Origin of the sequence: Winogradskyella sp. PC-19, from assembly GCF_002163855.1 — a bacterium.
Classification (GTDB): domain Bacteria; phylum Bacteroidota; class Bacteroidia; order Flavobacteriales; family Flavobacteriaceae; genus Winogradskyella.
The window spans coordinates 2533807-2559320 of the sequence record NZ_CP019332.1 but is presented as its reverse complement, the minus strand read 5'-3'; the positions used below and the strand labels follow the sequence as shown (position 1 = coordinate 2559320).

The 25514-nt window shown below is 34.0% G+C and carries 31 protein-coding genes; 21 read left to right on the top strand and 10 right to left on the bottom strand.

Features of this window, described 5'->3' with window-relative positions; translation table 11 throughout:
• Positions 1–8: 8 nt before the first annotated feature.
• The 3 genes from BTO05_RS11765 to msrA all read left to right on the top strand — a co-directional run bounded on the left by BTO05_RS11765 (position 9) and on the right by msrA (position 2682).
• Complete coding sequence (locus BTO05_RS11765; RefSeq protein WP_087492855.1) at positions 9–1103, top strand: Nif3-like dinuclear metal center hexameric protein; 1095 nt, start codon at positions 9–11, stop codon at positions 1101–1103.
• A gap of 2 nt (positions 1104–1105) precedes the next feature.
• Positions 1106–1891 (top strand): zinc ribbon domain-containing protein, encoded by a 786-nt coding sequence (locus BTO05_RS11760; RefSeq protein ID WP_087492854.1) that lies wholly within the window; start codon positions 1106–1108, stop codon positions 1889–1891.
• A 125-nt stretch (positions 1892–2016) separates the two neighbouring features.
• Entirely contained in the window at positions 2017–2682 is a 666-nt protein-coding gene (gene msrA / locus BTO05_RS11755; RefSeq protein WP_087492853.1) for a peptide-methionine (S)-S-oxide reductase MsrA, read from the top strand.
• 47 nt (positions 2683–2729) lie between these two features.
• Here msrA and BTO05_RS11750 read toward each other — a convergent pair whose 3' ends face one another.
• Together BTO05_RS11750 and BTO05_RS11745 are read right to left on the bottom strand one after the other, a co-directional pair.
• Positions 2730–3356, bottom strand: coding sequence for a hypothetical protein (locus BTO05_RS11750; RefSeq protein ID WP_087492852.1), 627 nt, complete (start codon positions 3354–3356; stop codon positions 2730–2732).
• 83 nt (positions 3357–3439) lie between these two features.
• The gene (locus BTO05_RS11745) at positions 3440–4240 is read right to left on the bottom strand and encodes a class I SAM-dependent methyltransferase (protein ID WP_087492851.1); all 801 of its coding nucleotides are present in this window, start codon (positions 4238–4240) and stop codon (positions 3440–3442) included.
• A gap of 41 nt (positions 4241–4281) precedes the next feature.
• Between BTO05_RS11745 and BTO05_RS11740 the strand changes: the two genes are divergently transcribed.
• The 11 genes from BTO05_RS11740 (at position 4282) to BTO05_RS11690 (ending at position 13549) form a co-directional block, all read left to right on the top strand.
• The gene (locus tag BTO05_RS11740) at positions 4282–4953 is read left to right on the top strand and encodes a hypothetical protein (protein ID WP_087492850.1); all 672 of its coding nucleotides are present in this window, start codon (positions 4282–4284) and stop codon (positions 4951–4953) included.
• Positions 4954–5124: 171 nt separating this feature from the next.
• Entirely contained in the window at positions 5125–6390 is a 1266-nt protein-coding gene (gene kynU / locus BTO05_RS11735; RefSeq protein ID WP_087493356.1) for a kynureninase, read from the top strand.
• Positions 6387–7787 (top strand): FAD-dependent oxidoreductase, encoded by a 1401-nt coding sequence (locus BTO05_RS11730; protein WP_087492849.1) that lies wholly within the window; start codon positions 6387–6389, stop codon positions 7785–7787. Before kynU ends, BTO05_RS11730 begins: the two co-directional genes overlap by 4 nt.
• A 6-nt stretch (positions 7788–7793) precedes the next feature.
• Positions 7794–8198 (top strand): RidA family protein, encoded by a 405-nt coding sequence (locus BTO05_RS11725; protein ID WP_087492848.1) that lies wholly within the window; start codon positions 7794–7796, stop codon positions 8196–8198.
• On the top strand, positions 8198–9637 hold the full coding sequence (locus BTO05_RS11720; RefSeq protein WP_087492847.1) for an aldehyde dehydrogenase: 1440 nt from the start codon (positions 8198–8200) through the stop codon (positions 9635–9637). Before BTO05_RS11725 ends, BTO05_RS11720 begins: the two co-directional genes overlap by 1 nt.
• An 11-nt stretch (positions 9638–9648) precedes the next feature.
• On the top strand, positions 9649–10173 hold the full coding sequence (locus BTO05_RS11715; RefSeq protein ID WP_087492846.1) for a hypothetical protein: 525 nt from the start codon (positions 9649–9651) through the stop codon (positions 10171–10173).
• Positions 10174–10956: an SDR family oxidoreductase gene (locus BTO05_RS11710; protein WP_087492845.1), complete on the top strand. Its 783-nt coding sequence runs from the start codon at positions 10174–10176 to the stop codon at positions 10954–10956. It begins immediately after the preceding gene.
• 30 nt (positions 10957–10986) lie between these two features.
• Positions 10987–11523 carry a 3-hydroxyanthranilate 3,4-dioxygenase gene (locus tag BTO05_RS11705; RefSeq protein WP_087492844.1) on the top strand — a complete coding sequence of 179 codons (537 nt, stop codon included), beginning with the start codon at positions 10987–10989 and terminating at the stop codon, positions 11521–11523.
• Positions 11516–12601, top strand: coding sequence for an amidohydrolase family protein (locus BTO05_RS11700; protein ID WP_087492843.1), 1086 nt, complete (start codon positions 11516–11518; stop codon positions 12599–12601). Before BTO05_RS11705 ends, BTO05_RS11700 begins: the two co-directional genes overlap by 8 nt.
• A gap of 56 nt (positions 12602–12657) precedes the next feature.
• Positions 12658–12879 (top strand): hypothetical protein, encoded by a 222-nt coding sequence (locus BTO05_RS11695; RefSeq protein ID WP_087492842.1) that lies wholly within the window; start codon positions 12658–12660, stop codon positions 12877–12879.
• 28 nt (positions 12880–12907) lie between these two features.
• Positions 12908–13549, top strand: a complete 642-nt coding sequence (locus tag BTO05_RS11690) for an O-methyltransferase (RefSeq protein ID WP_087492841.1) — start codon at positions 12908–12910, stop codon at positions 13547–13549.
• Positions 13550–13558: 9 nt separating this feature from the next.
• On the opposite strand, the gene BTO05_RS11685 is transcribed toward BTO05_RS11690, so the two are convergent.
• The 6 genes from BTO05_RS11685 to BTO05_RS11660 form a co-directional block, all read right to left on the bottom strand.
• A complete protein-coding gene (locus BTO05_RS11685; RefSeq protein WP_087492840.1) occupies positions 13559–13849 on the bottom strand; it encodes a twin-arginine translocase TatA/TatE family subunit in 291 nt (96 codons plus the stop codon).
• Positions 13850–13928: 79 nt separating this feature from the next.
• Positions 13929–16232 carry a M1 family metallopeptidase gene (locus tag BTO05_RS11680; protein ID WP_087492839.1) on the bottom strand — a complete coding sequence of 768 codons (2304 nt, stop codon included), beginning with the start codon at positions 16230–16232 and terminating at the stop codon, positions 13929–13931.
• Between the two features lie 63 nt (positions 16233–16295).
• Complete coding sequence (locus tag BTO05_RS11675) at positions 16296–16805, bottom strand: DUF6702 family protein (RefSeq protein ID WP_087492838.1); 510 nt, start codon at positions 16803–16805, stop codon at positions 16296–16298.
• 45 nt (positions 16806–16850) lie between these two features.
• Positions 16851–17645, bottom strand: a complete 795-nt coding sequence (locus BTO05_RS11670; RefSeq protein ID WP_087492837.1) for a carboxypeptidase-like regulatory domain-containing protein — start codon at positions 17643–17645, stop codon at positions 16851–16853.
• On the bottom strand, positions 17629–18372 hold the full coding sequence (locus BTO05_RS11665; RefSeq protein ID WP_157662584.1) for a hypothetical protein: 744 nt from the start codon (positions 18370–18372) through the stop codon (positions 17629–17631). The genes BTO05_RS11670 and BTO05_RS11665 overlap by 17 nt, the downstream gene beginning before the upstream one ends.
• Positions 18373–18401: 29 nt before the next feature.
• Positions 18402–19187: a carboxypeptidase-like regulatory domain-containing protein gene (locus BTO05_RS11660; protein WP_087492835.1), complete on the bottom strand. Its 786-nt coding sequence runs from the start codon at positions 19185–19187 to the stop codon at positions 18402–18404.
• A gap of 175 nt (positions 19188–19362) precedes the next feature.
• On the opposite strand from BTO05_RS11660, the gene pepE reads away from it, so the two are divergent.
• Entirely contained in the window at positions 19363–20070 is a 708-nt protein-coding gene (pepE, locus tag BTO05_RS11655) for a dipeptidase PepE (RefSeq protein WP_087492834.1), read from the top strand.
• Here the strand turns inward: pepE and BTO05_RS11650 are convergent, their stop codons facing one another.
• On the bottom strand, positions 20071–20496 hold the full coding sequence (locus BTO05_RS11650) for a GNAT family N-acetyltransferase (RefSeq protein ID WP_087492833.1): 426 nt from the start codon (positions 20494–20496) through the stop codon (positions 20071–20073).
• A gap of 152 nt (positions 20497–20648) precedes the next feature.
• Between BTO05_RS11650 and BTO05_RS11645 the strand changes: the two genes are divergently transcribed.
• Entirely contained in the window at positions 20649–20915 is a 267-nt protein-coding gene (locus tag BTO05_RS11645) for a gliding motility-associated C-terminal domain-containing protein (protein WP_157662583.1), read from the top strand.
• A gap of 119 nt (positions 20916–21034) precedes the next feature.
• Entirely contained in the window at positions 21035–21802 is a 768-nt protein-coding gene (locus BTO05_RS11640; protein WP_087492831.1) for a M48 family metalloprotease, read from the top strand.
• A 51-nt stretch (positions 21803–21853) separates the two neighbouring features.
• Here BTO05_RS11640 and BTO05_RS11635 read toward each other — a convergent pair whose 3' ends face one another.
• On the bottom strand, positions 21854–22249 hold the full coding sequence (locus tag BTO05_RS11635; protein ID WP_087492830.1) for an ankyrin repeat domain-containing protein: 396 nt from the start codon (positions 22247–22249) through the stop codon (positions 21854–21856).
• Positions 22250–22511: 262 nt separating this feature from the next.
• On the opposite strand from BTO05_RS11635, the gene gpmI reads away from it, so the two are divergent.
• From gpmI to BTO05_RS11615, 4 genes are read left to right on the top strand one after another with little or no spacing between them, the layout of a single operon-like run.
• Positions 22512–24029 carry a 2,3-bisphosphoglycerate-independent phosphoglycerate mutase gene (gene gpmI, locus BTO05_RS11630; protein WP_087492829.1) on the top strand — a complete coding sequence of 506 codons (1518 nt, stop codon included), beginning with the start codon at positions 22512–22514 and terminating at the stop codon, positions 24027–24029.
• 3 nt (positions 24030–24032) lie between these two features.
• Entirely contained in the window at positions 24033–24446 is a 414-nt protein-coding gene (locus BTO05_RS11625; RefSeq protein ID WP_087492828.1) for a BT0820 family HAD-type phosphatase, read from the top strand.
• Between the two features lie 47 nt (positions 24447–24493).
• Positions 24494–25312, top strand: a complete 819-nt coding sequence (gene map, locus BTO05_RS11620) for a type I methionyl aminopeptidase (protein WP_087492827.1) — start codon at positions 24494–24496, stop codon at positions 25310–25312.
• Between the two features lie 2 nt (positions 25313–25314).
• Entirely contained in the window at positions 25315–25512 is a 198-nt protein-coding gene (locus tag BTO05_RS11615) for a hypothetical protein (RefSeq protein ID WP_087492826.1), read from the top strand.
• Positions 25513–25514 lie beyond the last annotated feature (2 nt).

Below are 25514 nucleotides of genomic sequence, written 5' to 3'. Positions count from 1 at the left end.
CAAATTCGATGATTGTACAAGACGTCATTAATCATTTACACGATTTAGCGCCTTTGGCTTATGCCGAAGATTTTGATAATGTTGGTCTTTTGGTAGGCGACAAAAAACAGTCAGTTACAGGAATTCTAGTAACACTAGACACACTCGAAACTGTAGTAGATGAAGCTATCGAAAAAGACTGTAACCTTATCATTAGTTTTCATCCTATAATTTTTAAAGGTCTAAAAAAACTCACAGGCAAAAGTTACGTAGAGCGTGTAGTTATTAAAGCTATACAAAATAATATTTCAATTTTTGCAATTCATACTGCTCTAGACAACGCATTTCAAGGTGTAAATTCGATTATTTGTGATCAATTACATTTAAAAAATAAACAAATTTTACTGCCCCAAAAAGGTACTATAAAAAAGCTTACCACTTATGTACCAAAGGCAAACGCCAATGAGTTAAGACAATCAATTTTTAAAGCTGGTGCAGGTAATATTGGTAATTATGACAATTGTAGTTTTAATACTGAAGGTATCGGCACTTATCAAGGTAATGAAGACTCTAATCCTGTTATTGGCGAGCGTGGAACACTTCAACAAGAAGAAGAGATTCAGCTTAATCTTACTTTTCAAAAACACTTAGAATCTAAGATATTAAAAACGCTTTTTGAAGCACATCCGTACGAAGAAGTTGCTTTTGAAGTCACCACTTTAGAAAACACCAATCAGCATATAGGAATGGGTATGATTGGTGAGCTCAGCAATGCACAATCCGAAATTGATTTCCTGAAATTTGTAAAAGAAAAGATGAAAGTCTCATCAGTGAGGCATTCAAAATTTTTAGATAAGCCAGTAAAAAAAGTAGCTGTTTTAGGCGGTTCAGGTAGTTTTGCAATTGGTGCTGCAAAAGCAGCTGGCGCAGATATTTTTATCACAGCAGACCTAAAATATCACGACTTTTTCTCCGCCGAAAATTATATTGTTTTAGCAGACATTGGGCATTATGAGAGTGAACAGTTCACAAAAACGTTTTTAGTAGACTATCTCTCGAAAAAAATTAGTAATTTTGCAATCATTTTATCAAACACAAATACAAATCCGGTAAAGTATTTATAACTATGGCAAAAAAAGCTGAAGCTACTGTAGAAGAGCGATTAAGAGCATTATACGATTTACAATTAATTGACTCAAGAGTAGACGAAATTAGAAACATCAGAGGTGAGCTTCCTTTAGAAGTAAGAGATTTAGAAGACGATGTTGCAGGTCTTAACACAAGATTAGAAAAGCTTAACGACAGCCTTAACACGATTGACGAGGAGATTAAAGCAAAGAAAAATCAAATCGAGGAATCTAAGACGCTTATTAAAAAATATACTGAGCAACAAAACAACGTTAGAAATAACAGAGAATACAATTCTTTAAGTAAAGAGATTGAATTTCAGGAATTAGAAATGCAATTAGCTGAAAAGCATATCAAAGAATTTAAGGTTCAGATAGAGCAAAAGAAAGAAGTTATTTCTGATGCAAAAGACAAATTAAAAGAACGTACTGAGCACTTAAAACACAAAAAAGGTGAATTAGATGCCATTCTAAAAGAAACTGAAAAGGAAGAAGAAGCATTAAATAATGAGTCTGCTAAATATCAGAAGAAAATCGAAGAGCGTTTAGTTATTGCCTATAACCGTATAAGAAATAATGTAAAAAATGGTTTAGCTGTTGTACCAATCGAAAGAGGTGCATCTGGTGGATCTTTCTTTACTATACCACCACAAGTTCAAGTTGAGATTGCTGCTAGAAAAAAAGTAATCACGGACGAGCATAGTGGTCGTATATTAGTTGACGCTGCATTAGCCGAAGAAGAAAAAGTAAAAATGGAAAAGTTATTTGCTAAGCTTAGTAAATAATCTTCTACCCAATAGTAATTAAAGCCTCTGAATTTTCAGGGGCTTTTTTATTTAATAAAATTTTAAAACAAATCAGTATAAGGTTACATAACTTTGCACGACTATTGAAAAAGAAAAATTAAAATATGAAAAAATTAATCGCTTTTTTAGCAATCGCAGTATTATTCAACTGTAATAATTCTGCGCAAAACATAAACAAAAAACAACAAGCTGTCATTGATGCTGACCCAGTAGTAGTACCAATAAAAGATGGTAAAGCACGTGCATATTTTGCTAGTGGCTGCTTTTGGTGTGTTGAAGCCGTATACGAAAGTGTAAAAGGCGTTGAAGAATCTATTAGCGGTTATTCTGGTGGCTACACAAAAAACCCAACTTACGAAGCTAGTAATACTGGAAGAACAGGTCATGCCGAAGCTGTAGAAATTATTTACGACCCAAAAGTTGTAAGTTTTGCCACCTTAGTCGATGTCTATTTTGCATCACAAAACCCAACGCAGGTTAATGGTCAAGGACCAGATAGAGGTAGCCAATACCGTTCCATTATTTTCTACCAAAATGACGAACAAAAGAAAATCATTGAAGAAAAAAAAGCAGCTTTAGCTAAAAAACTAGACGCTAAAATTGCTGCAGAAGTATATCCTTTCCAAAAGTTTTGGATTGCGGAAGATTATCACCAAAATTACGAAAGGCTTCACCCAAATCAACGTTATATACAAGGTGTATCTGTACCGCGGTTAAAACGTTTTCAGGCAAAGATGCCTGAGGTTTTAAAGAATGGTGCTGGGCATTAAATCATGAATCCGTTAGTTTATAGAACTAGCGGATTTATTTTAAAAACTTAGTCTTTCCATATACCAAACTCATTCTGAATTATATCCATTATTTCTTTCATAAAAATTAGTTCATCAACTTCTGGGTTTTCCTTCAAATGATGCTCTATATTTGAAAATCTAAATTCATTAGTTCCCCAGCCACGAGCTTTAGCCATAACAACAAAACCACGACTATCAAGGTAAGAACTTCCCATTTTTCTTAAATAATCATACTCTTCAATAATTTTTCCCCTAAACTTTGTTTTCACCTTTTTTATATCACCTCTACTACCCAATTTCCAAAAGATATCATTAATATTTGGCAGTCTAAAAATATAACTTCTAAGTAAGTTTAAATAAACATACTCCATATCATTTTTAGAATTGATTTTCGTTTTATAGATCTTCAAATCTGACGGTTTATCAACAATGCCAAAATGTTCGTAGAATTCTGCTTCCCATTTACCTTTATCATCCTTGAACATTCTAAACAAAGAAGTATAATTTGTCATTCCCCTATCTCTATAAATCCTTATTTCGGTTTTATTTGTTAATGAATCTGGTAGTTTCAAATCTGAATTAACAACAGGAAATTCTTGAGCATATGATGATAAAACTAAAAATGACAGAAGAGAAGTAAATATAAATTTCATATTATTTATTTTTTTCTAAAGTAGAAAAACTCATATCATTGCTAAAGTCAAAATGAGTGAAACAGTGATGTCGTTTAGTTGAGCTACTTCTTAACAGCCTTAACCTCAAAAATCATAGGAAACAACTGATTTACCATCTTATACATCCCATCTTCTGTTTTAATTAAATCAGGAAAAACGTCATACGGACTTTTGTCGTGTTCATTGAGATATTCAATTTGTAAACCAGCTTCAATCAATGCGTTTACAACATCACTTAAGCCATGATTCCAACCGTATTCTTTACTAACCATTTTTGAAGATTGGTCTGCATAAGTACCTTCATACTCGTCATAAATAACGGCGTCTTGGTTATAATGGTATTTCATTTTTGGTTGACCTTCGCTATAATCAAACATCCATAAAATAGGATGAAACTCAACGATATAAAATACACCACCAGGTTTTAATCTCTCGGAAATCATCTTAGCCCAAGGTTTTAAATCTGGCAACCAACCAATAGTACCATAACTTGTAAAAACGATATCAAAAGTTTCAGTAACATGTTTTGAAGTTTCCAGTACGTTGCAGCAAACAAACTCTGCGTCAAGCTCAAGTTCTTCGTTAAGTTTTGTTGCTAATTTTATAGCTTCATCACTCAAATCAACCGCTGTACATTTGGCTCCTAGTCTACTCCAACTCAACGTATCTTGTCCAAAATGGCATTGCAAATGCAGCAAAGACTTTCCATTAACATCTCCCAAAGCCTCTAACTCGTATGGCATTAAAGAGGTTTCGCCAGATTTAAAACCTTCCATGTTATACATTTCGCTTTGCGCATGTATGGCTACTTTTTTATTCCAAGTGGCTTTATTGGTTTCAAAATAATTAGCATTCTCGTTCATGGTTGTGTAATTTTACATCTAAATTAATTTATATTTTTAATATGAAACCTTTATATGCCATTCTGTTACTTTTCTTTTACTCAGTGAGTTGTAAATCTGACAAAACTGAAGTCCCAAAAGAAGAACTTAGCATTACTCAAAAAATAGCCAATGCACACGGTTTTGAAAACTGGAAAAATGTCACTGAAGTACAATTTACTTTTGCAGTTGACAGAGACACCATAAAAGGTAATGGTCGTTCTTGGACGTGGTTACCTCAAAAAGATAGTGTTTATATGCAAGCAGGTGTTCAGAATGTAAAATACAGCAGGCAAAACACAGATAGCATACCTCAAAATGTTGACCGCGCATTTATTAACGATAAATATTGGGCATTTGTACCGTTTCAACTCATTTGGGATAATACAGCAACAATTTCTAAACCTGCAAAAGCTAACGCACCTATTAGCAAAACCGATATGAATATGATTACAATTCTTTATCCAAGCGAAGGTGGTTATACGCCTGGTGATGCCTACGATATCTATTATGATAGTGATTATATGATTAAAGAATGGACATTTAGAAAAGGAAACGCTCCAGAGCCGTCATTAAGCACGACTTTCGAAAATTATAAAGATTTTAATGGCATTAAAATTGCCATTGACCATAAACAAGAAGATGCCAGCTGGAATTTAAATTTTAAAAACGTAAAGGTTACAACAAAAAACTAATTTGTTGTAGCTCATAATGTAAGGTTCGCGCTTAAGTTTAGACTTAAATCGTATATCTTACATTCTCCGCCTTAGGGCGTCTATATATATTCTCTAGCGCTTTGTTTTCAAGGCGCTTTTTTTATGCCTCTCAAATCCTTATTTTTGTTAGACACCAAAATCAATCTCACTTTGTCTCAATATAAATTAGGTCGCGACTTTGCAAATCACTTAGACCAGAACGACCAGTTGTCAAAATTTAGAAATCAATTTCATATTCCAAAAGACGAAAATGGAAAAGAATTGATTTACATGACAGGAAACTCTTTAGGGCTTCAACCAAAAATCACAAAATCTTACATTGACCAAGAACTTGAAGATTGGGCAAATCTTGGTGTAGAAGGTCATACCGAAGGTAAAAATCCATGGTTACATTATCATGAGTTTTTGACTGAAACCATGGCAAATATTGTTGGTGCAAAACCTTTAGAAGTTGTAGTGATGAATTCGCTAACAGCTAATTTACACCTAATGATGGTTAGCTTTTACAAGCCAACAAAAGAACGTTATAAAATATTAATTGAAGCAGATGCATTTCCATCAGATAAGTATGCCGTAGAATCTCAATTGCGTCATCACGGCTTCGATGATAAAGAAGGATTGATACTTTGGAAATCTAGAGACAACGAAGAACTTGCCAATTACCAAGATTTAGAAGCTATTTTACAAGAACAAGGTGATGAGATTGCCTTAATTATGATTGGTGGTGTTAACTATTATACTGGGCAATTTTTTGACTTAAAACGTATTACAGACCTTGGACATAGTCATGGTTGTACTGTTGGTTTTGACTGTGCGCATGGCGCAGGAAATGTGCAGTTAAATCTTCATAATTCAGGTGCTGACTTTGCAGTTTGGTGTACTTATAAATATTTAAACTCCGGACCAGGTAGTTTATCTGGTGCATTTGTACACGAACGTCATGCCAACAGAAAAGACCTCAACAGATTTACAGGTTGGTGGAGTCATAATAAAGAAATGCGTTTTAGAATGCGTGATGAATTTGACCAACTTCCCGGAGCCGAAGGTTGGCAACTAAGTAATCCGCCAATATTATCAATGGCAGCTATTAGAGCATCACTAGACGTTTTTAAGGAAGCAGGATTTGATAAACTATGCCTAAAATCTAAATCATTGACAGGCTATTTTGAATTTTTAATCAACGCATTAAAAAATTCTGACATTAAAATTATTACACCTTCAAATCCTGAAGAACGTGGTTGTCAATTATCAATACAAGTTAAAAACGCTGACAAATCATTACACAAAAAACTAACTGATACTGGCATTATTACAGATTGGAGAGAACCAGATGTAATACGATGTGCACCAGTACCACTTTATAATTCATTTACAGATATTTATGAATTTGTAGAAAGACTGAAAAACGTTTTATGAAAGAAAAACAACAAAATATATTAATTATAGGCGCAGGTTTATGCGGAAGTCTTCTCGCATTACGAATGGGACAACGCGGCTATAATGTCAATGTTTATGAAATGCGTCCAGACCTACGTAAAACTGATATTTCTGCTGGACGATCCATTAACCTAGCATTTTCTGACCGCGGTAATAAAGGCATGAAACTCGTCGGACTTGAAGAGAAAGTCAAAGCACTTTGCATTCCTATGAATGGACGTATGTTACATGACAGAGAAGGCAATACGTTTTTATCTAATTACAGCGGAAGAGACCATGAATATATCAACTCTATTTCGCGAGAAGGATTAAATGCCATGCTTTTGGACGAAGCAGAAAAACATGAAAATGTAAAAATTCACTTTAATAAAAAATGTCTTTCCGTAGATTTTGAAAATACAACAGCTCATTTTGAAGACTATCATACAAAAGATAAGTTTATTGAGGATGCTGATTGTATCATAGCTACTGATGGTGCAGGTTCTGCGTTACGCAGAAGTTATTATTTAGAGCGTAAATTTTTATTCAGTTTTTCACAAGATTATTTAACGCATGGCTATAAGGAATTAACTATTCTACCGACCGAAAATGGCGATTATAAAACCTATAAAAGTGCGCTTCACATATGGCCACGAGGAGACTTCATGGTCATTGCATTACCAAACTTAGATGGCAGTTTCACCGTAACGCTTTTCTTAAGCTATGCAGAAGGCGAATACAATTTTAATAATTTGACAACGCCGGAAATCGTTACAGAGTTCTTCCAAAAAGAATTCCCTGATGCGTTAGAGCTTATGCCTAATCTAGTAGAAGATTTCTTTAACAACCCAACAGCACCATTAGGCACTGTAAAATGTTCGCCTTGGCACTACAAAGGCAATACCCTATTAATGGGAGATTCAGCTCATGCAATTGTACCATTTTATGGTCAAGGCATGAATGCATCTTTTGAAGATGTCGTAGAATTTGATGCCATTTTAGACAAACACCAAGGTGATTGGGAAACTATTTTTAGTGAATACGGAAAAACCAGAAAAAAAGACACCGATGCCATTGCAGATTTAGCGATTGATAATTTTCATGAAATGAAAGATCATGTTGGTCAAGCCATATTTCAAGAAAAACGAAAAATAGAGATGGCTTTGGAGAAAGAATTCCCTGAAGACTATTCCTCAAAATATAGTTTGGTTACATTTAATGAGCACATTGGCTATAGAGAAGCTATGCTCAGAGGAAGAGCGCAAGACAAGGCCATATTAAATATGTTATCTGATGGAATAATCTCTACAGAAGACGACATCAAAGATATTTTAGACAAAGTAAAAACAGAAACAGACGCGATTTTAGAAGATGACAAAATCGCTGGATTACATTAAAAATATATGAGTAAAGATATTGTAACACCAAGAGGCGCATATCCACACACAAAACGTGTAGGCGATTTTATTTTTGTTTCAGGAACAAGTTCTCGAAGACCAGATAATACCATTGCCGGTGTAGATATTATTGACGAGATGGGAACAAAACGATTAAATGCATATACCCAAACGCAAGAGGTTTTAAAGAATATTGAAAGCAACCTAGCCAAGGAAGGTGCTAGTTTAAAAGACGTCGTTGATGTGACTTCATTTTTAGTAAACATGAATGACTTTGCAGACTATAATAAAGCCTATGCAGAATTCTTCGAAAAAGAAACCGGACCAACGCGCACAACTGTTGCTGTACACCAATTACCACATCCAGATTTAGTAATTGAGATTAAGGTTATGGCTTATAAGAAAGCGTAATGAATATCAAAAACTACATTAACGGAAAATTTCACAATCCACTTCAAGACAATTGGATAGACAATTACAATCCATCTAATGGAGAAGTTTATGGTCAAATCCCTAATTCTTCAAAAGAAGATGTAGAAAATGCATATCAGTCTGCCAAATCTGCTTTTAAGCAGTGGTCACAAACCACTTTAGAAGAACGAAGTCGTATACTCATTAAAATCTCAGAATTATTAGAAGCTAACTTACAACGTTTTGCGGAAGCAGAAAGTAAGGACAATGGTAAACCTATTAGCTTAGCAAAGGCTGTAGACATACCAAGGGCAGCGAGTAACTTTAGATTTTTTGGAAATGCCATAACACAGTTTGCGAGTGAAAGTCATGAAAGTGTTGGACAAAACGCTATTAACTATACGTTACGACAACCTATTGGTGTTGTTGGCTGTATTTCACCTTGGAATCTTCCACTCTACTTATTTACCTGGAAAATTGCACCAGCCATTGCCGCTGGTAATTGTGTGGTTGCAAAACCAAGTGAAGTGACACCAATGACCGCTTATTTATTAGGCGAAATTTGTAATGAAGCTGGCTTACCAAAAGGTGTATTAAATATAGTTCACGGATTGGGCACATCAACAGGTCAAGCCATTGTAGAACATCCAGATATAAAAGCCATTTCATTTACTGGCGGCACAGCAACAGGCGCACACATTGCCAGAGTCGCAGCGCCAATGTTTAAAAAATTATCTTTAGAATTAGGAGGTAAAAATCCAAATATCATTTTTGCAGATTGCGATTATGACGATATGTTAGATACAACAGTACGTTCATCCTTTGCCAATCAAGGGCAAATCTGTCTTTGTGGTAGTCGCATCTTTGTAGAAGCATCTATTTACGAAAAATTCAAAAACGACTTTGTTGCAAAAGTAAAAGCACTAAAAGTGGGTCATCCTTCAGAAAAAGACACTAATATTGGAGCACTAGTCTCAAAACCGCATTTAGAGAAAGTAAAAGACTTCATTAACATTGCTAAAGAAGAAAACGGAACTATTTTATGTGGCGGAAATGAAGTCACTGTTCAAGGTTATGAAAACGGTTATTATCTAGAACCAACAGTCATTGAAGTACCAAATGACGAATGCCGCGTAAACCAAGAAGAAATATTTGGCCCTGTAGTTACGATAATGCCATTTAATACTGAAGATGAAGTTTTAAAAATGGCAAACAAAGTGAAATACGGATTATCCGCCACACTTTGGACTAATGACCTAAAACGCACTATGCGCATGAGTCATCAATTACAAGCTGGTATTATTTGGGTAAACACTTGGATGATGCGTGATTTACGCACACCTTTTGGTGGTGTAAAAGCTAGTGGTGTTGGTCGCGAAGGTGGTTTTGAAGCGCTTCGTTTTTTTACTGAACCAAAAAATGTATGTATTAAATATTAAAACAATAAATCATGAAAAAAAAATTATTTGTATTGACTTTAAGTCTTTTAGTTAGTGTAGCATTTTCTCAAGAAATGAAAACATTCACAAAAGACAATTACACCATAGATTATGACGCAAGCTGGGAAATTAATGGTAATCAGACTCAGCCTGGTGTCCAATTTATGCTAATGTCTAACGAATCAACTCAGGCCAAAGACGGTTTTAGAGAAAATATTAATCTTGCTTCAGAATCCCTTCAAGGGCAGGTCTTAAACGCATCAGAATATCTAAACTTAGCTTTAGAACAAATAAAAGCCCAAATTCCTACAGCTAAAGTAATATCAAGCAAGACTTTAGACCTCAACGGAATCGAAGCTAACGAAACTGTTTGGTCTGCAGATTTTGGCAACAATATGATTTTAAAATTTAAACAAGTAGCAATGGTTAGAGGTGGCAATGGTTATGTACTTACTTTTTCAAGTTCAACTGCTGAATATGAGGAACATATAAAATCAGCAGACCTAATGATGAAGAGCTTTAAATTTGTTAATTAAATGAATCTAGAACTCAATAAAAAATACGCGTTAGTTTGCGGTAGTACAGCAGGCATAGGTAAAGCAACAGCTTTTGCTCTAGCAGAAGAAGGTGCAATTGTGACTCTTATTGCTAGAAATAAAAATAAGCTTAAAGCTGTTTTAGCTGAGTTGCCAAGTCATAGAAACCACAGTTACATTGTTGCAGATTTCTCAAATCCTGAAGATTTAAAAACTAAAGTTTTAGAGTATATTTCTGAGAATCATGGCTTTCATATACTAGTAAATAATACAGGTGGACCAGCTGGTGGGCCAGTATTCTCTGCAAATTTAGATGAATTTCAAAGTGCCTTTACACAACACCTAAAGTGTAATCATGTATTAGTACAATCACTTGTACCTTTTATGAAAAGCGAAAACTATGGGCGCATAATAAATGTGATTTCAACTTCTGTAAAACAACCTTTAGATGGACTTGGCGTAAGTAACACTATACGCGGCGCAGTAGCTAATTGGAGTAAGACCTTAGCTAATGAATTAGGACAATTTGGGGTTACAGTAAACAATGTATTGCCAGGAGCTACATCTACTGAACGCTTGTCACAAATCATAAAAAACAAAGCCTCTAAAACAAATCAAACTGAAGATGCCGCTGCACAAGCAATGCAAAATTCAGTACCAGCAAAACGCTTTGCAAAACCTGAAGAAACTGCAGATGCGATTACATTTTTAGCAAGTCAACGTGCTGCTTATATCAACGGAATTAACCTTCCTGTCGATGGCGGAAGAACTAAAAGTTTGTAACTTTATAACTGAGCAAAAAACCAAAACAGAATGAGTAAACTATATCCTCCAATAAATTTCAAAGCATGGATTGAAGAAAACCGTCATTTATTAAAACCACCCGTTGGTAATAAAGTCGTTTGGAAAGATGGCGACTATATTGTTATGGTTGTCGGCGGTCCTAATAGCAGAAAGGATTATCACTATAATGAGACTCCGGAGTTTTTCTATCAAGTTGAAGGTGATATAATTCTCAAAGTCATTGATAAAGGCACGCCAAAAGATATTCATATAAAAGAAGGTGATATATTTTTATTACCTCCTAAAATACCACATTCTCCTCAACGAGGAGCCAACACTGTAGGTCTTGTTATCGAATATCCACGCGAAAAAGGAGTGAAAGACGCATTACTATGGTTTTGTGAAAACTGTACTACAAAATTGTACGAAGAAGATTTCACTTTAGATAATATTGAAACAGACATGCCTGCAATTTTTGACAAGTACTACGGCGATTCAGACAAACGGACTTGCCCAAACTGTAGTGCTGTAATGCAAGCACCAAAGAAAGTTAAGCTAGATGACTAAAAGAAAACTCAGAATAAACGGCCACTCTCACCTACTACCATATCCTGAAGAAATTCCTCAGTTTATGAAAGACAAAGGCATTTTTTGGGTGGATAAAGACCGTAAATATATGCTTCAGAAAGATTGGAACCGACCAATCACTGATTCGAGTTTTTTCTTGAACGAAAAACTAGCTTGGATGGAGCGTTTTGATATTGACCATGCTGTTGTATTAAATTTATCTCAACTATATGGTAATGGGCTTCGTGTTGAAGAGATGAAGCAAGCCCTTCGTTTTCAGAATGATTTTAATGCTAAAGTCCAGCATGAAAACCCAAGTAAATTCACTACAGGTTTTGTAGTTCACCCTGGTTTTGTTCGTGGTGCATGTTGGGAAATTGAACGCTGTGTCGAGGAATTAGGCATGCAACTCTTATGCTTACCAACGCACTATATGGATACTATTGGTACGTGGCGTTGTATTTTTGATGAAGAAAATGAGCCTATTTTTGAATTGGCCAATAAATATAATTTAGCGGTAGAAATTCACCCTTACGATGGCGAAAAATTCATAAAGCTTGAAAACACATCTTGGCGTTTTCATTTGATTTGGATGTTAGCGCAATGTGCTGATGCCTACCATTTTTTAACTCTGAATGGCTACCAAGACAAATACCCAAACATGCGAACTTGTTTTGCTCACGGTGGACAACTAGCACAGATAAATTTAGGAAGACGTATTCAAGGTTTTGATGGACGACCAGATTTATTTGAAGGCAAAAGTCATCCAAGAAAAGCAGTAGCTCACAAAAACATCTTTTTTGATACGCTTGTTCATGATACTGGTGGCTTGGAGTTATTAATTAGAAACCAAACCTCAAAACAAGTTTTAATGGGCTTAGATGACCCATATCCTCTTGGCGAAATGGAAAGTGAAAAACAATCTTCTTATCCAGGAAAAATTTTGGATTTAGCCATTGAGCGTGACATCATCACAGAAAATCAACGTGATGCCATTTGGGAAGACAACGTTATACAATGGCTTTGTGGAGATAACCAAGATACCAAAGACAAATTGGTAAAACGCATTACCTCTTAGATAAAACTATTCGTTTTTTATTTCTATATTTAGAAACTAAATCAACTATTATAATTATGAGAAAAGTAGGAACTTACATGGCAATTGCAGGTCTTTTATTAATTGTTCTGCCATTTTTTGGACTAACATTAAGATTACTCGGTTGGATTGATGAACTTGGAGAGACTGCTGCTTGGGCTATTAAAATTGGACTTATCGTTGTTGGTGCTGTTCTCTTTTTCTTAGACAAACCAACTGAGGAAGAAAACTCTGATACAATCGAAGAACCTGCAGAGTAATTACAACATTCTTAATAATCATTAATTTATGTATTTCTTGCCTGAAGCTTTAGACAACTATGTTGTTGCACATTCTGAGCAAGAACCAGAATTACTACAACAACTCACTAGAGAAACTTACCAGAAAATTTTACAGCCAATTATGATCAGTGGTCCTTATCAGGGACGCGTATTGAGTATGATTTCAAAACTAAAATCACCAAAGCGTATTCTTGAACTTGGTACTTTTACTGGATACGCGACACTCTGCTTAGCTGAAGGTTTAGCCAAAGATGGTGTTATAAACACTATTGATATTAACGAGGAGCTAGAAGATTTTCAGAGAAAATATTTTGATAAGTCTGGTTATGGCGAACAAATTATACAGCACGTAGGAAACGCTCTTGATATCATTCCTAAACTAGATACAACGTTTGATTTAGTTTTTATAGATGCCGATAAACCTAACTACAGCAATTACTTTCATCAAATAATTGACAAACTAAATCCTGGTGGTATTATCTTATCAGATAATGTATTATGGCATGGAAAGGTTATCAAAAAATTAGACCCAAAAGATAAATCTACAAAAGCTGTTTTAGATTATAATACATTGCTTAAAAACGACCCGAGGATAGAAACTGTCGTTTTACCAATCCGTGACGGACTAACAGTAAGTCGAAAAATATAGCAGTTTAGTTTATGGCTTGCGTTTTACTGAGCCAGCAAAATCTTCAACCTCATCGCGTACTTTATTGAGTTCTTCATTTATACTCTGAGTAACTTCGGTGTCAATAATACCATTTTCTTTTGCACTTTTTGTCACTTCGTGCTTTATATCATTTGTAGCATCCTTTAGTGTACGCATGCCTTTACCTAAACCTCTTGCTATTTCAGGAATTTTATCAGCACCAAAAACCATAACCACTATAAATAGTATAAATATGATTTCGGTACCACCGATAAATAATAATATAGATTGACTAAACATATTGCAAATATAGAGTGACTTTACGTAATAAAAAAAGCCGACTCGTTAAAGTCGGCTTTATTATTAAAAAAACTAATAATTAGTCTTTTATTTTCTTCTTAAACTTATTGAAATCACTTTCCTTAACTTCTTTTGGCCAAGAGTTGTTTGAAGTGTCTACATCTGCAGTTTCTAATTCTGGATCTACAGTTATAGATACTATCTCCTTCGTACTTGCGATAGCTCTAGTAGCTTCTTTGTCGTTAAGTCTCCATATTTGAGCTGGGAACGTTTCTTTTTTCTTTGTTCCGTCTGCATATGTATACTCAACAATTAAAGGCATTACTAAACCACCTGGTTTGTTGTATGTAACCTGATAGAAATACTTTGGAGATTCCATTTCTTTCTGCTCTTCTGGAGTAAAGTTATCCATTACAAATTCTTTTACTGTAGGTAGATTCTGAAGAGCTTCTGGATTATTCATGGCCTCTTCATAACCTTCTTTTCCTTCTTCAACAAAGTATACCAAATCCTTTGCATCGATACCAAAGCGCTTATATCTTTCTGCTAATTTTTTTCCTTCTTCAGTTGGAGTTCCTGTAACAGCAAATTTCTTAACTTCTTTAATTCCTATATCAGTATAATCTGTTGTAAAAAACCATCCTCTCCAAAACCAATCTAAGTCTACAGCTGATGCATCTTCCATTGTACGGAAAAAATCTTCTGGAGTTGGATGCTTAAATTTCCAACGGTTTGCATATTCTTTAAATGAATAATCAAACAAGTCACGACCCATTACTGTTTCTCTTAATATATTAAGACCTGTAGCTGGCTTAGAATACGCATTACTACCAAACTGATAAGTGTTTAGGCCTTTTGTCATAATTGGCGCGATATAATCTTGGTTTCCACCCATATATCTCACAATATTTTTTGCAGGTCCTCGTCTTGATGGGTATTGTGTTTGCCCTGGCGATAATGCTGCAGGATACCACTCACCAAAATCTTGCTCTGCTACGTATTGTACAAAAGTGTTTAATCCCTCATCCATCCATGTCCATTGACGTTCATCACTATTGACAATCATTGGAAACCAGTTATGACCAACCTCATGTATTATAACTCCCATCATACCAAATTTTGTTCTATCTGAGTAAGTTCCGTCCTTATTAGGACGACCAAAATTATAACATATCATTGGATACTCCATACCCATTGGTGCGTGAGCAGAAATAGCTTTATGGTACGGATAGTCAAAAGTCATTCGTGAGTAACTCTTTAATGTACTAGCCACTACTTTAGTTGACCAATCACCCCAAAGAGGATTTCCTTCTTTAGAATACATTGAAACTGCCATAACATCTTTTGTATCTAACTTGACAGCCATCATGTCCCATATAAACTTTCGTGATGTAGCAAAACCAAAGTCACGAACCATTTGTGCAGATAATTTCCAAGTCTTTTTGTCTTTACTTTTTGACTTTTCGGCTTTTTCTGCTTCTTCTTGAGTTACAATTACTACAGGCTCATCGTATGATTTTTTTGCCTTTTCGTAACGCTTCATCATGTCTTTTGTAAAGACTTCTTTTCTGTTTGTTAAGTAACCTGTTCCGTCTAATACATGGTCTGCTGGTACTGTAATATTTACATCAAAATTACCAAATGGTAATGCAAACTCATCACGTCCCCAGAACTGAGAGTTTTGCCATCCTTCGACATCATTATAGACTGCCATACGAGGATAGAATTGTGCCATTACATAAATTCTGTTATCGTTTTCTTCGAAATACTCATAACCAGAACGCCCACCATCTTTTACGTGGTCGTTAATATTGTACCACCACTTTATGTTAAAAGAAAACTTATCGCCTTCATTAAGAGTTTTTGGCAACTCTATACGCATCATTGTTCTGTTAATCATGTGAGGTAACTCTTTTCCATTTGTATCAGAAACCTCTTGTATATTAAAACCACCGTCAAAACGCTCCTTCAAATAAGCATTTGCAACTCTTGAATTTGTATTTGCTGGACCAATACCACTACTATTTATCAATGGCGTCTTTGAGTCTCTTGCACGCATGTTTTGGTCTAATTGAACCCAAAGATAAGTTAGTGGGTCAGGCGAATTGTTAGTATAAGTGATAGTTTCGTAACCATATAACCTTGCTTTTTCGTCATCTATTTCGATGTCCATTTTGTAATCTGCTTGCTGTTGGTAGTAAGCAGGACCTGGAGCACCTGAACCTGTACGGAACATATTTGGCGTTGCAAACTCGTCGTATAATTGCTTGAATTTGTTTTGATTAGTGTGTCCTTGAGGCTTTTCCTTTTCTTCTGCGTCTTGTGCAAATGCACCTACAGAAACAAAAAGAAGCGCCAATAAAGCGTGTTTAAAGATTTTCATAATTGATTTTGGTGTTTAAAAATGATGCCTAAAGTAAAAAAAAAGCAATTCTTTTTAAGGTTTTTAGTCAAAGTTTAACACTGCTTTGTTATTCTGAGGAATGAGAATAAAACTTTTGTCTTTACCGTTGATCTTTGTACGAAGAATGTTTTGTTGTTTTGGGTAGATATCAAATAAAACCTCGTTTTTAATTTCTAAGGTTTTAATGGCTTCAATATTTTCGATTTCGAGATAACAGTAAACGATATCTTCTTTGTATTCTTTTCCTAAAAAATTAAAATCTAAATCTTGGGTGTTTACTTTAAAATCAAGTTTATACTTTAGATATTTTTCCATGTAACCATCAATCTTTTTAGATTCATTTTTGACAGCAAGAGTTACCGATTCGTCATAGCGTTCATGAATCAATTTTTCAAAATCATCAATAAATATTTGACTTATAATTTGAAGCGATTTTTCTTTCTTTACGTATTCAATCTTTGTAACGCTAACGTAATATTCATGATTTACCAAACCTGATGTAAACAGTAAAAAAGCAATAATAATTACGACGCTATATTTTAATTTTTTCATGAATTTGAATTGTAACAATTTTGAATTGACAAAATATATGCCAAGTTAATCTTCCTTGGATTCTAAATTTTTTTTGTAAGCTTCTAATTTATTATTTAAAAATGGTATTACTTCAGATGGGACATTACGCTCACATATGGTTTTGAAACTTAAATCGTCCATACAAAAGTAGAAATATTCTGCCTTCTGAGCATCAGAAAACCTTTCTTTATCTAGTATGACTTTGGAGTAAGAATCTCTCATACGTTTCATGCATTTGTCTTTTCTCTCCAACTCAACGTTAGCCTTAAGCTTTTTTGTACGGCCACTAATTTTATTTAACAGCTTATGAAAATTAAGACCAAACCCAAGACCAACATATCCCCAACTACCACCATCTGCATCTGCAAGTTTTCGTTCTGGTATGGTTTTAGGTTTACCTATATAACCAGGAATGCCTAAGTCATAAAAATTAACTTCTTCTTTAATTTTTACGTTACCGACATCAGAACCAATATCACCAGTGAGTATTTGACCCACGACAACTTCATCAAGTGTATTTACTTTTTCAGTCAAGTATATTTTAAGATTATTATTTTCGAAATACTCAGGAATGATTTTAATTTCTTTCAACTCATATTTTAATCCAGAAACCACTAGCGTATCATCTGCTTTTGCTAATATTGAAAAACTACCGTCAGTGTCAGTTACCGTGTATTTTACTGAGGATTTATTTAAAACATGAATACCTTCGACGTCATCATTTGCTATAACAATACCTTCAAGAGTTCTTAATTGCGCATTAACACCAAAACAAAGTACCGCAAAGACTATGGTAAATATGTTAATCTTTATCGTCATTTGCTGTTAAACGGCTTTTAAATAGTTTTAATTCTTTCTTAAGAAACGTAATAGGAGTCATAACATTATTTGCAGTACAAGCATCTTCAAGTTTATCACTATCCATGATAAAGTTAAAAAATCTATTTTGCAATACTTCAGAAAATTCATCTTCTTCAAAAAGAAGTTCTTTGTAATTTGACTTTAAACGCTCAACACACTTAATCTTTTTATCTAACTTAACTCTTAATTTAAGTTCTTTTGTCCTACCTGTTATAAAGTTAATCAAAGGAAAGAGTGGAATTCCACCAACACCAGAAGTAGCTTCTGCTAATTTACGCTCACTTAATGTTTTTTGCTTACCTGTGTAGCCAGGTATGCCCAAATCATAAAAATTAATCGGTGTTTCGATATCTTGGTTTTTTATGTCTGAGCCCAAATTACCTGTTAATATTTTTCCAACAGTAACCTCATCTAATTCAGTCACGAATTCGGTTAAATAAATTTCAAAAACGGATTTTGAAAGTACTTCCTTAGAAACTAACAACTCTTGAGTCTTATACTTTAATCCTGAAATGGTGAGTGTATCGTTTAATTTTGCTCGTATGGTAAAACTACCATCAGTATCAGTAACTGTATATTTTAATGCAGTTTTATTGAGAATATGAATACCTTCTACGTCGCCACCACCAATAACTATTCCTTCTAAATCTCTCAATTGTGCAAACGAAACTACACTTGTAAACAAAGTAAATATTAAAAGATAAAAGGGGAATTTCAATTTCTAGATAGTAAAAATAATTGACTTTCTTTTTCAAGAAACTCTATGAGAAATATTTCGTTTTTACGCAACAGTAGCGAGTTTTCATAACCTTTATCTTCGATATATTCTATAAAAGCTTCAGTCTGATTTATTGGTATATCAAAGTTCTCTTTCAAAAAACTTTCGCTGTAACGTTTTGCAATATCACTTTGCTTTTCTTCTAATCGCTCTGCTTCTGTTTTAGGCTTTTTCTTTTTCTTTAAAAAAAGGTTAAAGAGATTGACAATATTCAGACCATCTCTAAACCTATTTTCGTCTAAAAGTGGGTCGTCAATTTTTGTTTTATTATCTGCTGAAAACTTATAATCATCAAAATCTTCTTCGCCTTTATATATTTTAGACATTTCTACATTGTAAGTTCTTACGGCTTCGACATCTACATTAATATTTCCTGACAAATCATATGGTAAAACAATAACCTCATCGAGTTTATTTATTTCCTCTACTAATCTAACGGAGACTTGACGAGATTTTATAATTCTTTTATCTATTACAATGCTAAAATCTTTGAACTGCAATGCCCCAAACGCTAATATGTCGTTTTCTGCAACATCAATTTTAAAAGCGCCTTTTTCGTCTGTAGTTACGCCGCTTTTAGTACTTTGATTATAAACTGTTATGCCCTCAACATCTTTAGTTTCGACATTTACTCTTCCATTAATTTCTATTCGTTCTATCTCTTGAGCTTCTATTAAAGTAAAGCCAAAAAGTAATGCTATGTATAAGATTATGCTTTTCATCTGGGTTGGTTTTGCAATCTATTATAAATATCGGTTAAGAAATCTTAAAAAGGTAATAAGCTCTTTGTAAAGTTTTGTTAAATGGTATTTTTATTGAAAGTTGAATTACTCGCTGTTTTAAAAGTTTGATCTTATATTTTTACTTCTAGAATAAAAACCTATAAAACTCATTATTTTGAAATCAGTAATTATTGCAAGTACATCGACAATTCACGGAAGTGGATATCTTGAGTATCTTCTTGAAACTTTAGATCAACATTTTAAATCTATTGATGAAATTGTGTTTATCCCTTATGCAAGACCAGGAGGAATTTCTCATGATGAGTATACCAAAGTCGTTAAAAAAGCATTTAAAAAAATAAACAAAACTGTTGTTGGACTTCATGAATTCGATAATGCTCCTGACGCTATTTTAAGCGCTAAAGGCATCTTTACTGGTGGCGGCAACACCTTTGTTTTAGTCAATCAACTTTATAAAAAAAAAGTTCTCGAACCTTTAAAAACAGTTATAAAAGATGGAACACCATATTTGGGAACTAGTGCTGGAAGTAATATTTGTGGATTGACCATGAATACGACTAATGATATGCCGATAGTATACCCGCCAAGCTTTAAAACACTTGGCATTGTCCCTTTTAATATTAATCCGCATTATCTAGACCCTATTAAAGGTAGCACACATAAGGGTGAAACTCGCGAAACCAGAATTAAAGAGTTTAATAAATTTAATACTCAACCTGTCATTGGTATTAGAGAAGGTAGCTGGATTGAAATAAAAAATAATTCAATTACGCTTAAGGGAAATTTAAATGCAAGAATCTTTGAGCACGATAAATTGCCCTATGAAATAGAAAAAAATTCAGATTTATCGTTTTTGAAATAATTACAAATGCTTAAAAAAGTGGTAACACAAAATTTCCATACCCTCATTGTAATAAAATTTATGTGATGGATAATTATTTACATATGTATTTAACTCAATAGATTCGCAACCTTTTTTTGTACAATATACTTTTACCCAATCCATAAATTGCTTTCCCAAACCTTTGTTGCGATGCTCTGGTGAAATATAGACATGATCTAATTCTACAGACTTACCAGAATAATGACGTGTACAAAACCAAAGTCCAGAAATTCCAATAAGCACATTACCATCGTACATGGCAGCACACTCATAATTTTGATGTATCATCTCATCGAATCGTAATTTTAAAGTTGCTTCAGAAATACGTCCTTCATTAAGCTCAAAAACTAAAGGAATTATAGAATCCATATTATTTTTCTCAACTATTCCAAAATGAATATCCATGACAATTTATTTTTTTGCTTTGTAGCTTAAAATTACTAAAACTTTCATATGGTGTGACCTAAGTTACATTTAAGTGTCTAAAATTAGCAGATGTCAATACCTAGCTGATAATTTTATAGCTAGCTATTATAAAAAAACATCAGTATTTGATTTTGAAACATAGTATTTCATTTAGTACATTAGTAACAGATCATTTAGACATCTTCAATCTATTTTCTCCTAACGATGACGGTACTAATGATACCTTTGTTATAAAAGGTATAGAATCCTATGAAAATAATTTAAAAATCTATAACCGTTGGGGTAATATTGTTTTTGAAGTCGACAACTATCAAAATGATTGGAATGGAACCTCAAACACAGGTCGAGTAGTTAGAAGAAATAAAAGATTACCTGCTGGAACTTACTATTTACTTTAGAGCTTACCGAATCTGGAAGAGCTACAACAGGTTGGCTTTATATAAATTATTAGAAGAAATTTTATTACAAAAACGCTTCATAAACTTTTTTGTAATTTTATAAATATATCCCATTAATTGTGAGAAGAGGAAATTTTAAAGTGCGTTTACTTATGGGTGTAGCTGTCGTTGCATTTGCTTTTATACGCCGCTGTAGTCAACAAGAGACAAACCCTTATACTGGAAGAACTCAGGCAATATCATTATCTCCAGATCAAGAAATTGCTATTGGATTAGAAAGCGCACCTGGCATGGCTCAACAACATGGTGGTCTTCACCCTAATAATCAATATCAAGCATTGGTAGATCAAGTTGGTAACAAGCTGGTGAATAATAGTATTGCAAAAAATACACCTTATAAATACGATTTTCATCTCCTTGCAGATGACAAAACTATAAATGCCTTTGCACTTCCCGGCGGACAATGTTTTATAACTTATGCTTTGTTTTCTAAATTAGAAAACCAAGATCAGCTTGCAGGGGTTTTGGGACACGAAATTGGTCATGTACTCGGAAAACATTCTAATGAACGTATTACAGATTCTAAGTTTTGGCAAACCATGATTATGGGTGCTGGAGCAATAGACATGGGAGCTGTAGCACAACAATATGGCCAAGGAAAACTACTAGCCAACGGTCGTGATGACGAATTAGAAAGTGATGAACTCGGTTTACGCTTTATGATAAAAGCAGGATACAATCCCGAAGAAATGATAGGCGTCATGAAAATATTGAAAGATGCAGCCGGTCCAAACAGACAACCAGAGTTCCAAAGCACTCATCCTGATCCAGAAAATCGAATTGAAAAAATAAAAGAAGCTATTAATAAATACAGAAAAGCATCCTAAAAAGGACGCTTTTCTCAATTAACTAACTCAAATAATTGTCTCTCCAGACATTTATCTTTTAAATCTTTTAAAACGCTTTAAAAACTCAGCAGCTTCAACTGCGTTTGTTTTCTGCGCATGGCTTATTGCTGTATAGCCTTTATCACATGGTGTATGAATATCCGAACCCGCAGTAATAAGTACTTTAATTATATCTACTCTATTATGCCTTGCCGCATAATGTATAGGCTGCATACCGTTCGATTTTTTGTTTACATCTACTCCATTATTTAGTAGTTGCTTTACCTTTTCAATATCTCCTTTAGCTACAGCTGTGCAAAGTGCACTAACATTAGTGTTCTCTTCAACTACAGAAATAGGAATTGATAAAATTTCGGGATTTGATGCATTTACTGTTGGAATTGAAAGGCTTAATGCTAAAGCCAAAACTGTTACTGATTTTTTCATGATGAATGATTTTTAATTGATTAATTATGTTTTTGATTATAATAGAGAGACGACTAAAATTTTATTCTGTTACATAAAAAGATAAGAGATAACATAGCTTTAACAGTATGGAAACAAATATGTTAACTTCATCACAATTAACTTATTTCACACAATATTTAGTTTTTATTTAAATAAAAAAATGTTAGTTAATTTTTTTTATGATATTGAAATATGATATGAATGATGAAGTATTATCTTTGGTATTCACTAACAAATGGTCATGAATAAAAAAGTAATTCTTATGATTTTGGATGGCTGGGGCATGTCCCCAGACCCAAAAGTTTCTGCTATTGACAATGCTGAAACACCTTTTATAGATTCACTATATACTAAATACCCACACGCGACTTTAAGAACAGATGGTTTACATGTAGGTTTACCAGAAGGCCAAATGGGCAATAGTGAAGTAGGACATATGAATTTGGGTGCCGGTCGCATCGTATACCAAGATTTAGTAAAAATCAACTTAGCTGTCAAAAACAAAACACTTCAAGAAGAGCAAGTACTAAAAGATGCTTTTGCTTATGCAAAAAATAATAATAAAAATGTACACCTATTAGGATTAGTTAGTGATGGCGGTGTTCATTCTCATATCAAACATCTTTTTGGTCTATTAGACGCTACTAAAGAAAATAATCTTGATAATGTTTTTGTACACGCATTTACAGATGGAAGAGACGTAGGCCCTAAATCTGGCTATGGATTTATCTCTGAGTTAGAAGACAAACTTACCGAATCCAATGCAACATTAGCAACAGTTACTGGTCGTTACTACGCAATGGATAGAGACAAACGTTGGGAACGAGTGAAAATAGCCTATGATGCATTGGTTAATGGAAATGGCGAACAAACATCACAAATCCTAAAAGCTATAGAATCTAGTTACGAAGAAGGTATTACCGACGAATTTATTAAACCAATAGTAAATATTGATGAAAACGGTAATCCTATTGGTACTATCAAAGAAGATGATGTTATTATTTTCTTTAATTTCAGGACAGACCGAGGTCGTCAATTGACAGAGGTACTTTCTCAAAAGGATTTTCATGAGTTTGGTATGCATAAGCTTAACTTACATTATGTCACACTGACTAATTATGACGAAAATTTTAAGGGCATTAACGTCATTTTTAATAAAGATAATCTTACTGAGACCTTAGGCGAGGTGTTAGAGGAATATAATAAAAAGCAAATTCGTATTGCAGAAACTGAAAAGTATCCACACGTAACATTTTTCTTTTCTGGTGGTCAAGAAGAACCATTTAACGGTGAAACACGACTTTTAAGAAATTCACCTAAAGTGGCAACTTACGATTTAAAACCAGAAATGAGTGCTTACGAATTACGAGATGCTTTGGTTCCTGAATTAGAAAAAGGAGATGTCGATTTTGTTTGTCTAAATTTTGCAAATGGCGATATGGTTGGACATACTGGTGTTATGGAAGCTGCTATTAAGGCTTGTGAAGCTGTTGATATTTGTACAAAAGACGTTATTACTGCAGCATTAGATAATAATTACACTACTATACTTATCGCAGACCATGGTAATTGCGAAACCATGATAAATCCTGATGGAACACCACATACAGCACACACCACAAATCCTGTTCCTGTAATTTTAATTGATAATGACCTAAAACAAATTAAAGACGGTATTTTGGGAGATATTGCACCTACAATATTACATTTAATGGGAATTGAGAAACCTGAAGCAATGACTCAACATAGTTTGGTTTAACTAATGAAATATAAAGACAAACTCATATTAGCTATAGATTTTGATGGCACCATAGTCGAGGATGCCTATCCTAATATCGGTAAACCTCAACTCTTTGCTTTTGAAACTTTAACACGTCTTCAGAACGATGGACATCGTCTAATACTCTGGACTTATAGAGATGGTAAAAAGCTAGAAGAAGCAGTTTTATTTTGTAAAGAAAATGGCATAGAATTTTACGCAGTCAATAAAAGTTTTCCAGAAGAACAGTTTGATATAGACAAGAGTCCAAAAATTCATGCAGACTATTTTATTGATGATAGAAATATTGGCGGTTTTATTGGTTGGGGAAAAGTTTATCAAATGCTTACAAACGACATTCCTAATATGGAAAAACCAAAATCTAAAAAAGGTTTCTTTGGCTTATTTAATAGATAGAAACAGCATACTTATTTTAGTATCTTTGCGCACCAATACAGAATAAAATGATTGTTGTAAAAACAAAAGAAGAAATTGAGTTAATGCGTGAAGCTGCCCTTGTTGTTTCTAGAACTTTAGGTGAAGTGGCAAAAGCTGTAAAGCCAGGAGTAACCTCATTAGAGTTAGACAAGATAGCTGAAGAATGTATCCGTGACCAAGGTGCCATACCAGGATTTTTGGGATTATATGATTTTCCAAACACACTATGTATGAGTCCAAACTCTCAAGTGGTTCATGGCATCCCAAATGACACACCTCTAGTTGAAGGTGATATTATTTCTATTGATTGTGGTGCTATCAAAAATGACTTTTATGGTGACCACGCTTACACTTTTGAAATAGGAGAAGTTGCTCCTGAAACAAAAAAATTACTTCAGGTAACAAAAGAATCGCTTTACGTTGGTATTAGAGAATTTAAGCTTGGAAATCGTGTAGGTGATGTTGGTTATGCTATTCAAAAATATTGTGAAAACCATGGCTATGGAGTGGTTCGCGAATTGGTAGGACATGGCTTGGGAAGTAAAATGCACGAGGATCCAGAAATGCCAAACTACGGAAAACGTGGTCGTGGTAAAAAATTTGTTGAAGGTATGGTAGTCGCTATCGAGCCTATGATAAATTTAGGAACGCAACGGATAAAGCAACACAGGGATGGCTGGACTATTACCACCTTAGACAATAAGCCAAGTGCACATTTTGAACACGATGTCGCAATATTAGATGGTAAGCCAGAACTACTTTCGACCTTTGCATATGTTTATGAAGCTTTAGGTATCAAAAGTAATGAAGAAGATGAGTTTAGACAAAAGACATTAACTTTATAATTATGAAAACAAAATATATTTTAGTTTTAATTATCGTTGGGTTTCTTATAGCAATTATTAGTTCTTTATTCAAAATTCTACATTGGCCTTATGGTTTTGAATTATATATTATTGGAACACTTTTTAAATTGGTATTTGGAGTTGCACTTATCTATAAAATCTTGACATACAAAAAATTTCAAGACTTCCTAAATTTATAATT

What these genes read in the sequence shown, in the direction of transcription:
- BTO05_RS11765 (WP_087492855.1), top strand. Translation starts at nt 9, where the DNA reads ATGATTGTACAAGACGTCATTAATCATTTACACGATTTAGCGCCTTTG.
- BTO05_RS11760 (WP_087492854.1), top strand. Translation starts at nt 1,106, where the DNA reads ATGGCAAAAAAAGCTGAAGCTACTGTAGAAGAGCGATTAAGAGCATTA.
- msrA (WP_087492853.1), top strand. Translation starts at nt 2,017, where the DNA reads ATGAAAAAATTAATCGCTTTTTTAGCAATCGCAGTATTATTCAACTGT.
- BTO05_RS11750 (WP_087492852.1), bottom strand. Translation starts at nt 3,356, where the DNA reads ATGAAATTTATATTTACTTCTCTTCTGTCATTTTTAGTTTTATCATCA.
- BTO05_RS11745 (WP_087492851.1), bottom strand. Translation starts at nt 4,240, where the DNA reads ATGAACGAGAATGCTAATTATTTTGAAACCAATAAAGCCACTTGGAAT.
- BTO05_RS11740 (WP_087492850.1), top strand. Translation starts at nt 4,282, where the DNA reads ATGAAACCTTTATATGCCATTCTGTTACTTTTCTTTTACTCAGTGAGT.
- BTO05_RS11730 (WP_087492849.1), top strand. Translation starts at nt 6,387, where the DNA reads ATGAAAGAAAAACAACAAAATATATTAATTATAGGCGCAGGTTTATGC.
- BTO05_RS11725 (WP_087492848.1), top strand. Translation starts at nt 7,794, where the DNA reads ATGAGTAAAGATATTGTAACACCAAGAGGCGCATATCCACACACAAAA.
- BTO05_RS11720 (WP_087492847.1), top strand. Translation starts at nt 8,198, where the DNA reads ATGAATATCAAAAACTACATTAACGGAAAATTTCACAATCCACTTCAA.
- BTO05_RS11715 (WP_087492846.1), top strand. Translation starts at nt 9,649, where the DNA reads ATGAAAAAAAAATTATTTGTATTGACTTTAAGTCTTTTAGTTAGTGTA.
- BTO05_RS11710 (WP_087492845.1), top strand. Translation starts at nt 10,174, where the DNA reads ATGAATCTAGAACTCAATAAAAAATACGCGTTAGTTTGCGGTAGTACA.
- BTO05_RS11705 (WP_087492844.1), top strand. Translation starts at nt 10,987, where the DNA reads ATGAGTAAACTATATCCTCCAATAAATTTCAAAGCATGGATTGAAGAA.
- BTO05_RS11700 (WP_087492843.1), top strand. Translation starts at nt 11,516, where the DNA reads ATGACTAAAAGAAAACTCAGAATAAACGGCCACTCTCACCTACTACCA.
- BTO05_RS11695 (WP_087492842.1), top strand. Translation starts at nt 12,658, where the DNA reads ATGAGAAAAGTAGGAACTTACATGGCAATTGCAGGTCTTTTATTAATT.
- BTO05_RS11690 (WP_087492841.1), top strand. Translation starts at nt 12,908, where the DNA reads ATGTATTTCTTGCCTGAAGCTTTAGACAACTATGTTGTTGCACATTCT.
- BTO05_RS11685 (WP_087492840.1), bottom strand. Translation starts at nt 13,849, where the DNA reads ATGTTTAGTCAATCTATATTATTATTTATCGGTGGTACCGAAATCATA.
- BTO05_RS11680 (WP_087492839.1), bottom strand. Translation starts at nt 16,232, where the DNA reads ATGAAAATCTTTAAACACGCTTTATTGGCGCTTCTTTTTGTTTCTGTA.
- BTO05_RS11675 (WP_087492838.1), bottom strand. Translation starts at nt 16,805, where the DNA reads ATGAAAAAATTAAAATATAGCGTCGTAATTATTATTGCTTTTTTACTG.
- BTO05_RS11670 (WP_087492837.1), bottom strand. Translation starts at nt 17,645, where the DNA reads ATGACGATAAAGATTAACATATTTACCATAGTCTTTGCGGTACTTTGT.
- BTO05_RS11660 (WP_087492835.1), bottom strand. Translation starts at nt 19,187, where the DNA reads ATGAAAAGCATAATCTTATACATAGCATTACTTTTTGGCTTTACTTTA.
- BTO05_RS11650 (WP_087492833.1), bottom strand. Translation starts at nt 20,496, where the DNA reads ATGGATATTCATTTTGGAATAGTTGAGAAAAATAATATGGATTCTATA.
- BTO05_RS11635 (WP_087492830.1), bottom strand. Translation starts at nt 22,249, where the DNA reads ATGAAAAAATCAGTAACAGTTTTGGCTTTAGCATTAAGCCTTTCAATT.
- gpmI (WP_087492829.1), top strand. Translation starts at nt 22,512, where the DNA reads ATGAATAAAAAAGTAATTCTTATGATTTTGGATGGCTGGGGCATGTCC.
- BTO05_RS11625 (WP_087492828.1), top strand. Translation starts at nt 24,033, where the DNA reads ATGAAATATAAAGACAAACTCATATTAGCTATAGATTTTGATGGCACC.
- map (WP_087492827.1), top strand. Translation starts at nt 24,494, where the DNA reads ATGATTGTTGTAAAAACAAAAGAAGAAATTGAGTTAATGCGTGAAGCT.
- BTO05_RS11615 (WP_087492826.1), top strand. Translation starts at nt 25,315, where the DNA reads ATGAAAACAAAATATATTTTAGTTTTAATTATCGTTGGGTTTCTTATA.